A 14308-nucleotide genomic window follows, 5' to 3' on the forward strand; every position below is an offset into this window, starting at 1 on the left:
AGAGCCGTCGTTGAAAACGGCCAGTCAGCTCCCGCCAAGTGCGGGTTTGCTGTGTATCCCACTTCCGTGTGGGGCTGCGTCGACATAACTGCCGGCGCGGATTCTTTACATCTTTGGCATACCGCCGCCGGGCAACATACCGCCCATGCCGCGCATCATCTTGGCCATTCCGCCTTTCGCGGAGAATTTCTTCATCATCTTCTGCATCTGCTTGTGTTGCTTGATCAAGCGACCGATGTCCTGCACCTGAGTGCCCGAACCCATGGAGATCCGGCGCTTGCGCGAACCGCTGATCAGATCAGGGTCGCGGCGCTCGGCCGGGGTCATGGAATTGATGATGGCTTCCATCTGCTTGAACTGTTTCTCTGCCGCGCCCTGGGCGTTGCCCATCTGCGCCAGGTTCACACCGCCGATGTTCGGCAGTTTGTCCATGAGGCCGCCGAGGCCGCCCATGTTCTTCATCTGTTGCAGCTGATCGCGGAAGTCTTCGAGATCGAAGCCCTTGCCCTTCTTCAGCTTCTTGGCGAGCTTGTCGGCCTTGTCCTTGTCGAGGGTCGCTTCGGCCTGTTCGATCAGGCTGAGCACGTCGCCCATGCCGAGGATGCGCGAGGCAATACGCTCAGGGTGGAACGGTTCGAGCGCTTCGCTCGTCTCGCCCATACCGATGAACTTGATCGGCTTGCCGGTGATGGCGCGCACCGACAGCGCGGCACCGCCACGGGCGTCGCCGTCGACCTTGGTCAGGATTACACCGGTCAGCGGCAACGCATCGCCGAAGGCCTTGGCCGTGTTGGCGGCATCCTGGCCGGTCATGGCGTCGACCACGAACAGCGTTTCGACCGGGTTGATCGCGGCGTGCAAGGCCTTGATCTCGCCCATCATTTCTTCGTCGATGTGCAGGCGACCGGCGGTATCGACGATGACCACATCAATAAACTTGAGCTTTGCTTCTTTTATAGCGGCTTGCGCGATCTCGACCGGCTTCTGGCTCAGGTCGGACGGAAAGAACGTCACGCCGACTTCACCGGCGAGCATTTCCAGTTGCTTGATCGCCGCCGGACGGTAAACGTCCGCGGACACGACCATGACCGACTTCTTCTTGCGTTCTTTAAGGAAGCGCGCGAGTTTGCCGGCGGTGGTGGTTTTACCCGCGCCCTGCAAACCGGCCATCAATACGACCGCCGGTGGAACGGCGCTCAGGTTCAAGTCTTCGTTGGCCGCGCCCATCAGGCTTTCGAGTTCGGCCTGAACGATTTTCACGAAGGCCTGGCCCGGCGTCAGACTGCGCGACACCTCGGTGCCGACGGCGCGTTCCTTGACCGAATTGACGAAGTCTTTGACGACCGGCAAGGCGACGTCGGCTTCGAGCAATGCCATGCGCACTTCGCGCAGGGTGTCTTTGATGTTGTCTTCAGTCAGCTTGGCCTTGCCGGTGACATGGCGCAGCGTCTGCGAGAGACGGTCGGTTAAGTTTTCAAACATTGCGCGATCCTTTCAGGCCCTGTGTAGACCGGGATAATGGCGGCCCAGACCGGAATATACATGTGCTCGGCGAGCCTGCGGCGTGGGCAGGTCGCGGATTATAGCGAAGACTGCGTCTGCCGGACACCTCGCACTTTCGTGGTGTGTGAGTTCTATGCCAAACTCAGCGCCTTTCGGGCTTGCCTAACAGGATTTATGCTCCCCTTGTCACCCAGTTTGCTAACCACACTCGCCGCCGCCTGCTTATATGCCGCTGCGACTCTTTATCAGGGTTCTCGCCTGGCCACTGGCGCCAAGGCGAACAAGCGCCTGCTGGTCACGCTCGGCGTTCTGGCCGTGCTGGCTCACAGCGCCAGCCTGTTCACCCATCTGCTGACGCCGATCGGGCTGGGCCTGGACTTCTTCAGTGCCGCCAGCTTGATCGCCGCCGCGGTCATCGCCCTGACCCTGCTGGCCTGCTCGCGCATCCCGGTGGAAAACCTGCTGATACTGCTGTTTCCGCTGGGCGCCGCGACCGTGCTGCTGGCGCAGTTCGCGCCGGCGGGTACGGTGCAGATCATCGACGAAGCGCCTGGCATTCTCGCGCATATCCTGTTGTCGATCCTGGCGTACGGCATGTTTACCATCGCGGTGTTCCAGGCCTTGCTGCTGCTGGTTCAGGACCATCAGCTCAAGCACAAGCATCCGTCCGGACTGATCAGGAACTTCCCGCCGCTGCAAACCATGGAAAGCCTGCTGTTCGGTTTTCTCTGGGCCGGCTGGACCCTGCTGTCGCTGTCGCTGATCTCTGGCTGGCTGTTCGTCGACAACCTGTTCGCCCAGCATCTGGTGCATAAAACCCTGCTGGCGTGCCTGGCCTGGATCGTCTTCAGTGTGCTGCTCTGGGGCCGTAATCGCCTCGGCTGGCGCGGACACAAGGCCATTCGCTGGACCCTCGCCGGTTTCTGCCTGCTGATGCTGGCGTACTTCGGCAGCAAGCTGGTCCGTGAATACATCCTGCACATCTGACGGGCGGCATTAATGGACGACTTGCCCATAGGGCCGATGCTCGCCGTAGTAGCCCTGCTGATTTTATGGTCAGGGCTGTTTACCGCCATCGAAGCGGCACAACAGCACCTGCTGGCACACCGCACCGCCTCGCGCTCAAGCGACAAACCGGTGGCAAAGCTCACTTTCCCGATCACCAGCCTGATTTTCTGTAACACCCTGTGCCGCGCATTGGTGGTGGTCATCTGCACCTTGCTGGGCATTTTTACCTGGGCGGAGAACGGACCCTGGGCGGCGTGCCTGGGGGCTGGCGCGGTGCTGCTGGTGCTTGCCGACTTCCTGCCGCGCACGCTGGCGGTGCGCTATCCGGACGCGATCCTGGCCCTGGGCAACACCTTGCTCGGCGCGCCACTGAAAATCATTTACCCGGCCGCCTGGCTGCTCAATGGCGTCAGCCAGTTGTTGATGCGTCCATTCGCCCGCAAGGTCAAAGTGGTGCAGCAGAGCGAGGACGAAGCGCCGCAAGATCGCCATGACGATCACGAACAGGCGGTCTGCCGCCCACATCCGCTGTCGGGCATCCACGCGCTGGACAACATCACGGTCAACGACATTCTGGTGCCCCGCAGTGACGTCGACGGGATCAACCTGGACGATTCGCTCGAAGACATAATCGAGCAATTGCGCGCCAACCGACGCACGCGCCTGCCGGTTTTCCACAGTGACATCAACCAGGTCGAGGCGGTGCTCAACACGCGGCAGATCCGCCATCTGCTGCCCGATGGCCTGCTGACTCGCGAAGCGCTGCTGGCGGCGTGTCACGATCCGTACTTCGTGCCGGAAAGCACGCCCCTGCAACTGCAGCTGCTTAACTTCCACAAGCAACAGCGGCGGTTGGGCATGGTGGTCGACGAGTACGGCGAGGTGCTCGGCATCGTCACCCTGGAAGACATTCTCGAAGAGATCGTCGGCGAATTCGAAAGCCAGCACAGCCTGGACAATCCGCACATCCATCCACAAGCCGACGGGCGATTGATGATTGATGGCGCGGCGTCAATTCGCGATCTGAACAAAAGCCTTGGCTGGCACCTGCCCAGCGACGGCCCGAAAACCCTCAACGGGCTGGTGACCGAGGCGCTGGAGACGATTCCGGACAGCGCGGTATGCCTGAAGATCGGGCGCTACCGGCTGGAGATTCTGGAGACGGAAGACAATCGCGTGACGCGAGTGTTGATCTGGCATACCAGTTCAGTTCCGGCCACTTCGCCCGTCCGCTAGATCCAGAAAGATCGCAGCCTTCGGCAGCTCCTACAGGGGAACGCATTTCAATGTAGGAGCTGCCGAAGGCTGCGATCTTTTTGCCTTGTTGAATCGTTAGCCGCCTTCCTATAATCAAACCCGCTTACCCAAGCCCCGCCCTACCCCTGTGCTACCCGCACCCCGCTACAAGCCCACATCCCTGGGTGTTCGACCATAATAATTCGCTCCACTGGAGCACATGACTGTCAGGGATTACCGCATGACGACCAGCACGACTTATACCGAAACCACGACTGAGCAACCGACGAACTCCGCCACCCGCGTGGCGACCGCGAGTTTTATCGGCACCGCCATCGAGTTCTACGACTTCTACGTTTACGCCACGGCCGCCGCGCTGGTGATCGGCCCGGTGTTTTTTCCGCAGACTTCCGGCACGGCGCAGATGCTGTCGGCGTTTCTCACGTTCGGCATCGCTTTCCTTGCACGACCGCTAGGCTCGGCGCTGTTCGGGCATTTCGGCGACCGCATCGGGCGCAAATCAACGCTGGTCGCGTCCTTGCTGCTGATGGGCGTGTGCACCACCTTGATCGGCGTGCTACCGGGTTATGACAGCATCGGGGCCTGGGCGCCGATCCTGCTTTGCGTGCTGCGCTTCGGTCAGGGCCTGGGATTGGGCGGTGAATGGGGCGGCGCGGCGTTATTGGCGACGGAGAACGCGCCCAAGGGCAAACGCGCCTGGTTCGGCATGTTCCCGCAGCTCGGCCCTTCGATTGGCTTCCTCGCCGCCAATGGCCTGTTCCTGACGCTGGCGATGACCCTGAGCGACGAGCAGTTCCGTTCGTGGGGCTGGCGGATTCCGTTCCTGCTCAGTGCTGCGCTGGTGATGGTGGGCCTGTATGTGCGCCTCAAGTTGCACGAAACCCCGGTCTTCGCCAACGCCGTGGCCCGGCAGGAGCGAGTGAAGATCCCGCTCGTCGAACTGCTCAGCCAATACTGGGCGCCAATGCTGCTGGGCGCCGGATCGATGGTGGTGTGCTATGCACTGTTCTACATCTCGACGGTGTTTTCGCTGAGTTACGGCGTATCGACACTGGGCTACACCCGCGAGACGTTCCTCGCGCTGCTGTGTTTCGCCGTGCTGTTCATGGCCGCCGCCACACCGTTGTCGGCGTGGGCCAGTGACCGTTACGGGCGTAAACCGGTGCTGATCATCGGTGGCGTGCTCGCCGTGCTGTCCGGCTTCCTGATGGAGCCGCTGCTCACCCAAGGCTCGACCTGGGGCGTCGCGCTGTTCCTGTGCATCGAACTGTTTCTGATGGGCGTGACGTTCGCGCCGATGGGGGCGTTGTTGCCGGAACTGTTTCCGACGCACGTGCGGTATACCGGGGCGTCAGCGGCTTACAACCTGGGCGGCATCGTCGGCGCCTCGGCGGCACCATTCTTCGCGCAGAAACTGGTGGCGATGGGCGGTTTGAGTTATGTCGGCGGGTATGTGTCGGGGGCGGCGGTGCTGAGTTTGATTGCGGTGCTGTGTTTGAAGGAGACGCGGCATAACGATTTGAATCGGGTGGTCTGACAGGACGCCATCGCTGGCAAGTCGAATCGTCGCACCGCAGCTCCCACAGGATTTCAGGTGTACACAACATTTGTGAACGACTCTAGTACTCTGTGGGAGCTGGCTTGCCAGCGATAGGTACGCCGCGGTTTACAGCTCTACAACAACCGCCTGAGAAGCGCGGGTCGCCTTGGCGCGAGCCGCTTCAATCGACTCATCCCGCGCCAGCGCCACACCCATCCGGCGCTGACCATTCACCTCAGGTTTGCCGAACAAACGCAACGCGGTGTCCGGCTCGCTCAACGCAGCGCCCAGGTTGGCAAACGCCGTCTGCGTCGACTGCCCCTCCACCAGAATCACCGCCGACGCCGACGGCGCGAACTGACGAATCAACGGAATCGGCAGGCCGAGGATGGCGCGCGCGTGCAGCGCGAACTGCGACAGGTCTTGAGAAATCAGGGTTACCAGGCCGGTGTCATGCGGGCGCGGCGAGACTTCGCTGAACCACACCTGATCACCTTTGATGAACAACTCGACGCCGAACAGACCACGACCGCCGAGCGCTTCGGTGACCGCTTTGGCGACTCGCTCGGACTCCGCCAGCGCAACCGGGCTCATGGCCTGTGGCTGCCAGGATTCCTGGTAGTCGCCCTTTTCCTGACGGTGGCCGACCGGTGCACAGAAGGTGGTGCCGCCGACGTGACGCACGGTCAACAGAGTGATTTCGTAGTCGAAGTCGATGAAGCCTTCGACGATCACCCGGCCTTTACCGGCGCGGCCGCCTTCTTGCGCGTAGTCCCACGCCGTTTTCACGTCATCGGCGCCGCGCAGCAGGCTCTGGCCTTTGCCCGACGAACTCATGACCGGCTTGACCACGCACGGGAAGCCCAGGTCCTGAACGGCCTTGCTGTAGTCCTCGAAGGTGTCGGCGAAGAAGTAGGGAGAGGTCGGCAGGCCCAGCTCTTCAGCGGCCAGGCGACGAATGCCTTCACGGTTCATGGTCAGCTGCGCGGCTCGCGCGGTCGGAATCACGGTGAACCCTTCGGCTTCCAGCTCGACCAGGGTCGCGGTGGCGATGGCTTCGATTTCCGGCACGATGAAATGCGGTTTCTCGGCTTCGATCACAGCGCGCAGGGCGGCGCGATCGAGCATGTTGATCACGTGGCTGCGATGCGCAACCTGCATGGCCGGCGCGTTGGCGTAACGGTCGACGGCAATCACTTCAACGCCCAGGCGCTGCAGCTCGATCACCACTTCCTTGCCCAACTCACCACAGCCACACATCAATACGCGGGTCGCGGTTGGCGACAATGGAGTTCCGATACGGGTCATCTCAGGTCCTCAAAGGGAGCGGATCATCGAGGGTCGCGAGCCTGGCACGCTTCCCATGGGAGAAAGCGCGGCATTTTACATGAACCTGAGGCTTTGGCTTCAGCTGGCGACGGCTTGTTTGCGCAAGCGCCAGGCCATGATCAGAAGATGAACATATCGAAGGGAATGCTCAGGGCCGAACTTATCCACAGGCGGTCATGCAGCGGGCGCCGGATGATGCTGAACACCGGCCAGTCGATGCAAGTCAATTTGGCGCGCAGGGTACCGTAGGAGCTGTCGAGTGCAACGAGGCTGCGATCTTTTGATCGTGATTTTTACAGCCAAGATCAAGAGATCGCAGCCTCGTTTCACGAGACAGCTCCTACGGGTTCGGGGTTTTGCCCAGCATCCACAGCAGTCCACTCGACTTGGCCCGCTCATGGCACAGACCCAACACCGTTCGACGTTCGTCATTACTCATCCGGCTCCAGCCGGTGATTTCCGCCACCGTACGCTGACACCCGGTGCAAATGTCATCGTCGTCCAGCGCACAGATGTTCACGCAGGGCGATCGTACAGGGCGTTCCGGCGTGTTCATTCTTCCTGCTCGGCCAGATCACGGGCATAACGTTGTGAGTTATGCACATAGTGCGCGGCGCTGGCCTCGAGCATTTTTTTCTGCTGCTCGGTCAGTTCGCGCACTACTTTGCCGGGCGAGCCCATGACCAGCGAACCGTCGGGAATTTCCTTGCCTTCGCCGATCAGCGAGTTGGCGCCGATGATGCAGTTCTTGCCGATTTTCGCGCCGTTGAGAATCACCGCGTTAATGCCGATCAGGCTGTAGTCACCGACGGTGCAGCCATGAAGCATGGCGTTGTGGCCGATGGTCACGCCGGTGCCGATGGTCAGCGGGTAGCCCATGTCGGTGTGCATCACGGTGCCGTCCTGGACGTTGCTGTTCTTGCCGATCAGGATCAGTTCGTTGTCGCCCCGCAGCACAGCGTTGAACCAGACATTGGCGCCCTCTTCCAGTTTGACCTTGCCCACCAGCACGGCATTGGGTGCAACCCAGCTTTGCGGATGGGTTTCGACGCGGGCGTCGCCCAGGCGATATTTCATCTTGTTGTCCTCAGGCTCAGGCAGCCGCGATTTCACGCCATGCGAACGATGGCTTCAGGTGTTGATAAAACTCTTGGGAGGCTGGTGCAGGCTGATTTTGGCGTCATAGAGCAGGTTGATCAACTCGACAATCATGATCGCCGTCAGGCCCCAGATCTTGTATTCGCCATAACGATAACTCGGCACGTACCAGCTGCGGCCCTGATAATCGATGCGATGCGTGTGCTCGCGCGGGTCCTTGCGGAAGAATTCCAGGGGGACGCTGAACACGGCGGCGATCTCGGCATCGTTGGCCCGGTACTCGACAAAATCCGGAATCACCCCAACATAGGGCGTGACCTTGATCCCGTGCAGGGAGATCAGCGGACTCAGAGGGCCGATGATTTCCACCAGCCCGGGGGGCAGGCCGATTTCCTCTTCGGCCTCACGCAGCGCGGTGAAAATCAGGTCCGGGTCTTCCGGGTCCCGTCGCCCTCCAGGGAAGGCCACTTCGCCGCCATGGGTCGAGAGCCCGCTGGCGCGCAGGGTCAGAACCAGTTCCGGCTCATCACTGCGAGTGATGGGCACCAGTACCGCGGCCTCCGGGAAACGTTTGTCGGTTTCCAGTGTGCGTGGGGTGTGGTTGCTTACTCGATGCAGTAGCTCGTCCAGCATGAGTCTTCTCGATTTATTCTCTACTTCGCATCATGCACCAATCACACCGACCGCCCAACCCCCGAACTGCCGCGTGTCGCTAAACGACAACTTGCCGACAGACACCGCCGCACGCCAAGATAGGCGCAGCCTTCAGGAACCCAAGCATGAAATTTTGCAGTCAGTGCGGCAACCCGGTCACCCAGCGCATACCCGAAGGCGATTCGCGCCTGCGATTTGTCTGTGACAGCTGTCAGACGATTCACTACCAGAACCCCAATATCGTCGCCGGCTGCGTGGCCACCTGGGGCTCGAAAGTGTTGCTGTGCCGACGCGCCATCGAGCCTCGGCTGGGTTACTGGACCCTCCCTGCCGGTTTCATGGAGAACGGTGAAACCATCGAGCAGGCGGCTATTCGCGAGACGGCTGAAGAAGCCTGCGCGCGGGTGCGCAACCTGAGCATCTACACCTTGATCGACGTGCCGCACATCAGTCAGGTGCACGTGTTCTTCCGTGCCGAACTGGTGGACCTGGATTTTTCCGCCGGCCCCGAGAGCCTGGAAGTGGCGCTTTTCGACGAAGCCGACATCCCGTGGTCCGAGCTGGCTTTCCGCACGGTGGGGCGTACCTTAGAATACTTCTTCGCTGACCGGCGGACCGAGGTCTACCCCGTGCGGTCCGAGTCGATCCCGCCGCTCGTGCAGCCTGTCATTGTTTGATTTCAGTTGAGATCTTGCGCAGGCGTCGGACGATCGCCGCCTGCGGCAGCTCCTACACATAAAATAGTCGCGACAACTTTTAGGGATATCGTTTCAATGCGCTGGTTGCTTGCCCTGTTCTGCTTGGCGTTCGTCGCTGTCTCCCAGGCTTCCGTTGCGGAAAGCCTGGACGGCAAAGTCATCGAAAAAGTCCTGGTTCTCAAATCCGCCCATCAATTGCAATTGATCAACGACGGAAAGCCGCTCAAGACCTATCGCATTTCCCTGGGCAGAGGAGCGACCAAGGGCCCGAAGCTGGTGGAAGGCGACAAACGCACCCCGGAAGGCTTCTATTGGCTGGACTGGCGCAAGACCAGCGACAAATTCAACCTGTCGATGCACATTTCCTACCCGAACATCGCCGACTCCGCCCGCGCTCGCCGCGAGGGCGTCGACCCGGGCGGGATGATCATGATTCATGGCACTCCGGACACCGAGGACAACCCTGAAGACCTGTTCCATACCCTGGACTGGACCGACGGCTGCGTCGCCATGCGCAACGTCGACATGCGGGAAATCTGGAACCTGGTGCCGGACGGGACGATGATCGAGATTCGCCCGTAGCTCTAGATGTTTGGCGCCTGATGAGCCGCCATCGCTGGCAAGCCAGCTCCCACAGGGTCCGAGCGCAGCCATACATTTTGTTTACGACACTCATACTGTGGGAGCTGGCTTGCCAGCGATCAGGCCCTCACAAGCAATAAAAAACCCGCTGACGAATCAGCGGGTTTTTCATTTCAGCAGCCTGGAGGATCAGAAATCCTCCAGCCGCCACACCTCATAAGCCGGCGTCTCATAGGGGTGGCTGAGTTTCAACGCGGCCACCACGGCCACGATCAACTCGTCCGCCACCACCAGCTCAACCTTCCATTCCTCAACCTGTTCGACCTGGCCCGCTTCGCCAATGAACGGCTGACTGCCCTCCAATGGTCGAAACTGGCCCTGGCCCAGTACCTGCCATGCGCAGTGATCATAAGCGCCGATCCGCCCGCCACCGGCGGCGAATACGGCGCTCTTGACCCCTTCGACATGACTGTCGGGAACAAAAAAGCTGAGCTTGTACACAGCGCTTAGTTCACCCAGACGCGAGCGTTGCGGAACATACGCATCCACGGCGCGTCTTCGTTCCAGTCTTCGGAACGCCACGAGTTCTGCACGGCGCGGAACACACGTTCCGGGTGCGGCATCATGATCGTTACGCGACCGTCGCGGCTGGTCAAACCGGTGATCCCGCGCGGCGAGCCGTTCGGGTTGGCCGGGTAGTTTTCGGTGACCTTGCCGTGGTTGTCGACGAAACGCATCGCCACGCAACCCGACAGATCGGCTTCCAGCAACGCTTCTTCGCTTTCGAATTCGGCATGGCCTTCACCGTGTGCGATGGCGATTGGCATGCGCGAACCGGCCATGCCCTGCAGGAAGATCGAGTTCGACTCCTGGACCTGAACCATTGCCACGCGCGCTTCGAACTGCTCGGAACGGTTGCGCACAAAGTGCGGCCAGAATTCGCTGCCCGGGATAAGCTCGTGCAGGTTGGACATCATCTGGCAACCGTTGCACACGCCCAGAGTGAAGCTGTCGTTACGCTCGAAGAACCCCTGGAACGCATCGCGAGCGCGGCTGTTGAACAGCGCGGACTTGGCCCAGCCTTCGCCGGCACCCAACACGTCGCCGTAGGAGAAACCGCCGCACGCCACCAGGCCCTTGAACTCGTTCAGGTCGACACGGCCGGCCAGAATGTCGCTCATGTGCACGTCGATCGCGTTGAAACCGGCGCGGTCGAACGCGGCCGCCATCTCCACCTGACCGTTGACGCCCTGCTCACGCAGCACGGCAACCTGTGGGCGAATGCCTTTCTTGATGTAAGGCGCGGCGACGTCCTGGTTGACGTCGTAGCTCAGCTTGACGCTCAGGCCCGGGTTGTCTTCTTCCAGCAGCACGTCGAACTCTTGCTCGGCGCAGTCGGCATTATCACGCAGACGCTGGATCTGGTAGCTGGTTTCGGCCCACTGACGTTGCAGCAGACGGCGCTGACCTTCGAACACGGTGTCGCCGTTGAAGGTGATGCTGATCTGACCGTTGTTCATCGGCTGACCGATCACCGACACACAGTCACCCAAACCGGCAGCGCTGAATTGCGCGAGGATGTCCGGGGTCGCGTCCTGACGAACCTGGATCACCGCACCCAGCTCTTCGTTGAACAGGATCGCAGCGATGTCGGCAGACGTCTCGGCCAGACCGTCGAGGTTCAGGCTCAGACCGCAGTGGCCGGCGAAGGCCATTTCCACGGTGCTGGTCAACAGACCACCGTCGGAACGGTCGTGGTAGGCCAGCAGGTGACCGTCGGCGTTGAGGCCCTGGATCACCGCGAAGAAGGCTTTGAGGTCTTCGGCATCATCGACGTCCGGCGCTTGCGAGCCGAGCTTGCCGTGAACCTGGGCGAGGATCGAAGCACCCATGCGGTTCTGGCCACGGCCCAGATCGATCAGGATCAGGTCGGTGGTGCCTTTGTCCATGCGCAGTTCCGGGGTCAGGGTCTGACGGATGTCAGCCACTGGCGCGAAACCGGTGACGATCAGCGACATCGGCGAAGTGACGGTCTTGTCCACGCCTTCGTCGTTCCAGCGCGTGGCCATGGACATCGAGTCCTTGCCCACCGGAATGGTGATGCCCAGCTCCGGACACAGTTCCATGCCGACCGCTTTCACGGTGTCGTACAGGCGCGCGTCTTCACCCGGGTGACCGGCGGCGGACATCCAGTTTGCCGACAGTTTAATGTCGGAAATCTTGTTGATGCGCGACGCGGCGATGTTGGTCAGGGTTTCGCCGATGGCCATGCGACCCGACGCCGGAGCGTCCAGCAGAGCCAGCGGAGTGCGCTCGCCCATGGCCATGGCTTCACCGGTGTAGACGTCGAAGCTGGTGGCGGTGACGGCAACGTCGGCCACCGGCACCTGCCACGGGCCGACCATTTGATCACGGGCCACGAGGCCGGTGATGGTGCGGTCGCCGATGGTGATCAGAAAGCTTTTGCTTGCGACAGCCGGGTGATGCAGCACGCGCTCTACGCAGTCGGCAATCTCCAGCGTCGAAGGATCGAAATCGTCGCCCAGTTCGTTTTCGCGAACGGCCGAACGGTGCATGCGCGGGGCTTTGCCCAGCAGCACTTCCAGCGGCATGTCCACCGGACTGTTGCCGAAGTGGCTATCCGTAACAGTCAGCTGCGGCTCGGCAGTGGCTTCGCCAACCACGGCGAACGGGCAACGCTCGCGTTCGCAGATCGCCTGGAAGCGTTCGAAGTCGGCCGGGCCCACGGCCAGAACGTAGCGTTCCTGGGATTCGTTACTCCAGATTTCGTGCGGGGCCATGCCCGGCTCGTCGTTTGGAATGTTGCGCAGCTCGAAGCGACCACCGCGGTTGCCGTCGTTGACCAGTTCCGGGAAGGCGTTGGACAGACCGCCGGCGCCGACGTCGTGGATGAAGCTGATCGGGTTTTTGTCGCCCAGTTGCCAGCAACGGTCGATGACTTCCTGGCAGCGACGTTCCATTTCCGGGTTTTCGCGCTGAACCGAAGCGAAGTCCAGGTCCGCCGAGCTGGTGCCGGTGGCCATGGAGGAAGCCGCGCCGCCGCCCAGACCGATCAACATCGCCGGGCCGCCGAGCACGATCAGCTTGGAGCCGACGGTGATCTCGGCTTTCTGTACGTGTTCGGCACGGATGTTACCCATGCCGCCGGCCAGCATGATCGGCTTGTGGTAACCGCGAACTTCGTCGCCACGCGGGGTGGTGATCGACTGTTCGAAGGTGCGGAAATAACCGGTCAGGGCCGGACGACCGAATTCGTTGTTGAACGCGGCGCCACCCAGTGGGCCTTCGATCATGATGTCCAACGCGGTAACGATGCGCTCAGGCTTGCCGTACGGCACTTCCCACGGCTGTTCGAAACCGGGGATCTGCAGGTTGGACACGGTGAAACCGGTCAGGCCGGCCTTTGGCTTGGCGCCACGACCGGTTGCACCCTCGTCGCGAATCTCTCCACCGGAACCAGTGGACGCGCCCGGGAACGGGGCAATCGCGGTCGGGTGGTTGTGAGTTTCGACTTTCATCAGGATGTGCACCGGTTCCTGCACCGCGCCGTACTGGCGGGTTTCAGGGTCCGGGAAGAAACGGCCGGCGACGTTACCGACGATGACCGAAGCGTTGTCCTTATAAGCCGACAGCACGCCTTCGCTGTGCATCACGTAGGTGTTCTTAATCATGCCGAACAGGCTTTTTTCCTGGCTCTGACCGTCGATGTCCCAACTGGCGTTGAAGATCTTGTGACGGCAGTGCTCGGAGTTCGCCTGGGCGAACATCATCAATTCGATGTCGTGCGGGTTGCGCTTCAAACCAACGAAGGCGTTGACCAGGTAGTCGATCTCGTCTTCGGCCAGGGCCAGGCCCAGCTCGGTGTTGGCTTTTTCCAGCGCGGCGCGGCCGCCACCCAGCACGTCGATCGCGGTCAGCGGCTTGGGTTCGGCGTGGCTGAACAGGCCGGCGGCCTGTTCGAGGTTACCCAATACGATTTGGGTCATGCGGTCGTGCAGCACATCAGAGATCAGCTGTGCATCGGCGTCGCTGAACTGGCCGGCGACGTAGAACGCGATGCCGCGCTCCAGGCGCTGGATCTTGCTCAGACCGCAGTTGCGAGCGATGTCGCTGGCTTTACTGGACCACGGCGAGATGGTGCCGAAACGCGGCAACACCAGGAACAGCCGACCGCTCGGCTCTTGTACCGGAACGCTGGGGCCGTACTTCAGAAGGCGCGCGAGCACCTGCTGTTCGTCGCCGGTCAGGACGCCGGCAACTTCGGCGAAGTGGGCGAATTCAGCATACAGGCCGCTGACAGCCGGGACCTTCTGGCTCAGTTGCTCAAGGAGTTTGCTGTGGCGAAAGGCAGAAAGGGCAGGAGCGCCGCGCAGGATCAACATCTTCGGGACAGCCTCGGGAAGGGGTGTGCTTTGAGGCCGTGCATTCTAGCCTAAACCGCCCGCGACATCACCCGAAACGGTACGCGCGGCCGTACCCGAACGTCGGGCCGGGTATTTGCGCCTGAAACAGCGGGGTTGCGGCGGTTATTTTCAAGCACCTGAAGTGTGATCAGGGCCCATTCCTGCGGGCTTCAGACCGGTTTTTCGCTCCCTAGCAGACAAGCCCTTCGCTGTCG

General features: G+C 61.4%; 12 protein-coding genes and 1 pseudogene. 5 read left to right on the plus strand and 8 right to left on the minus strand.

Translation table 11 applies throughout. From position 1 onward, the window contains the following. Positions 1 to 105: 105 nt before the first annotated feature. Positions 106 to 1482: a signal recognition particle protein gene (ffh, locus tag F8N62_RS04825; RefSeq protein WP_150709875.1), complete on the minus strand. Its 1377-nt coding sequence runs from the start codon at positions 1480 to 1482 to the stop codon at positions 106 to 108. Between the two features lie 195 nt (positions 1483 to 1677). On the opposite strand from ffh, the gene F8N62_RS04830 reads away from it, so the two are divergent. The 3 genes from F8N62_RS04830 to F8N62_RS04840 all read left to right on the plus strand — a co-directional run bounded on the left by F8N62_RS04830 (position 1678) and on the right by F8N62_RS04840 (position 5305). After that, positions 1678 to 2490, plus strand: coding sequence for an inner membrane protein YpjD (locus F8N62_RS04830; protein ID WP_150709876.1), 813 nt, complete (start codon positions 1678 to 1680; stop codon positions 2488 to 2490). A 12-nt stretch (positions 2491 to 2502) separates the two neighbouring features. Further along, positions 2503 to 3747, plus strand: a complete 1245-nt coding sequence (locus tag F8N62_RS04835; RefSeq protein ID WP_150709877.1) for a transporter associated domain-containing protein — start codon at positions 2503 to 2505, stop codon at positions 3745 to 3747. A gap of 241 nt (positions 3748 to 3988) precedes the next feature. Continuing rightward, positions 3989 to 5305, plus strand: a complete 1317-nt coding sequence (locus F8N62_RS04840; protein WP_150709878.1) for an MFS transporter — start codon at positions 3989 to 3991, stop codon at positions 5303 to 5305. Between the two features lie 129 nt (positions 5306 to 5434). On the opposite strand, the gene purT is transcribed toward F8N62_RS04840, so the two are convergent. From purT to F8N62_RS04865, 5 genes and pseudogenes are all read right to left on the minus strand, one after another. After that, positions 5435 to 6616, minus strand: coding sequence for a formate-dependent phosphoribosylglycinamide formyltransferase (gene purT / locus F8N62_RS04845; RefSeq protein WP_150709879.1), 1182 nt, complete (start codon positions 6614 to 6616; stop codon positions 5435 to 5437). A 143-nt stretch (positions 6617 to 6759) separates the two neighbouring features. After that, positions 6760 to 6864, minus strand: a pseudogene (locus F8N62_RS04850) (preQ0 transporter); the annotation flags it as partial. A 113-nt stretch (positions 6865 to 6977) separates the two neighbouring features. Further along, complete coding sequence (locus tag F8N62_RS04855) at positions 6978 to 7193, minus strand: DUF1289 domain-containing protein (protein ID WP_150709880.1); 216 nt, start codon at positions 7191 to 7193, stop codon at positions 6978 to 6980. Further along, a complete protein-coding gene (locus F8N62_RS04860; RefSeq protein ID WP_150701971.1) occupies positions 7190 to 7714 on the minus strand; it encodes a gamma carbonic anhydrase family protein in 525 nt (174 codons plus the stop codon). The genes F8N62_RS04855 and F8N62_RS04860 overlap by 4 nt, the downstream gene beginning before the upstream one ends. Positions 7715 to 7768: 54 nt before the next feature. Continuing rightward, a complete protein-coding gene (locus F8N62_RS04865) occupies positions 7769 to 8368 on the minus strand; it encodes a CoA pyrophosphatase (protein WP_150709881.1) in 600 nt (199 codons plus the stop codon). 146 nt (positions 8369 to 8514) lie between these two features. On the opposite strand from F8N62_RS04865, the gene F8N62_RS04870 reads away from it, so the two are divergent. After that, positions 8515 to 9066, plus strand: a complete 552-nt coding sequence (locus tag F8N62_RS04870) for an NUDIX hydrolase (RefSeq protein WP_150709882.1) — start codon at positions 8515 to 8517, stop codon at positions 9064 to 9066. 96 nt (positions 9067 to 9162) lie between these two features. Next, on the plus strand, positions 9163 to 9669 hold the full coding sequence (locus F8N62_RS04875) for a L,D-transpeptidase family protein (RefSeq protein WP_150709883.1): 507 nt from the start codon (positions 9163 to 9165) through the stop codon (positions 9667 to 9669). Between the two features lie 189 nt (positions 9670 to 9858). Here the strand turns inward: F8N62_RS04875 and F8N62_RS04880 are convergent, their stop codons facing one another. Together F8N62_RS04880 and purL are read right to left on the minus strand one after the other, a co-directional pair. Beyond that, the gene (locus F8N62_RS04880; protein ID WP_150709912.1) at positions 9859 to 10170 is read right to left on the minus strand and encodes a YqfO family protein; all 312 of its coding nucleotides are present in this window, start codon (positions 10168 to 10170) and stop codon (positions 9859 to 9861) included. A 5-nt stretch (positions 10171 to 10175) separates the two neighbouring features. Next, positions 10176 to 14072 (minus strand): phosphoribosylformylglycinamidine synthase, encoded by a 3897-nt coding sequence (gene purL, locus F8N62_RS04885; protein ID WP_150709884.1) that lies wholly within the window; start codon positions 14070 to 14072, stop codon positions 10176 to 10178. Positions 14073 to 14308 lie beyond the last annotated feature (236 nt).

It is taken from the genome of Pseudomonas fluorescens, assembly GCF_902497785.1.
Taxonomy (GTDB): Bacteria; Pseudomonadota; Gammaproteobacteria; order Pseudomonadales; family Pseudomonadaceae; genus Aquipseudomonas; species Aquipseudomonas fluorescens_BO.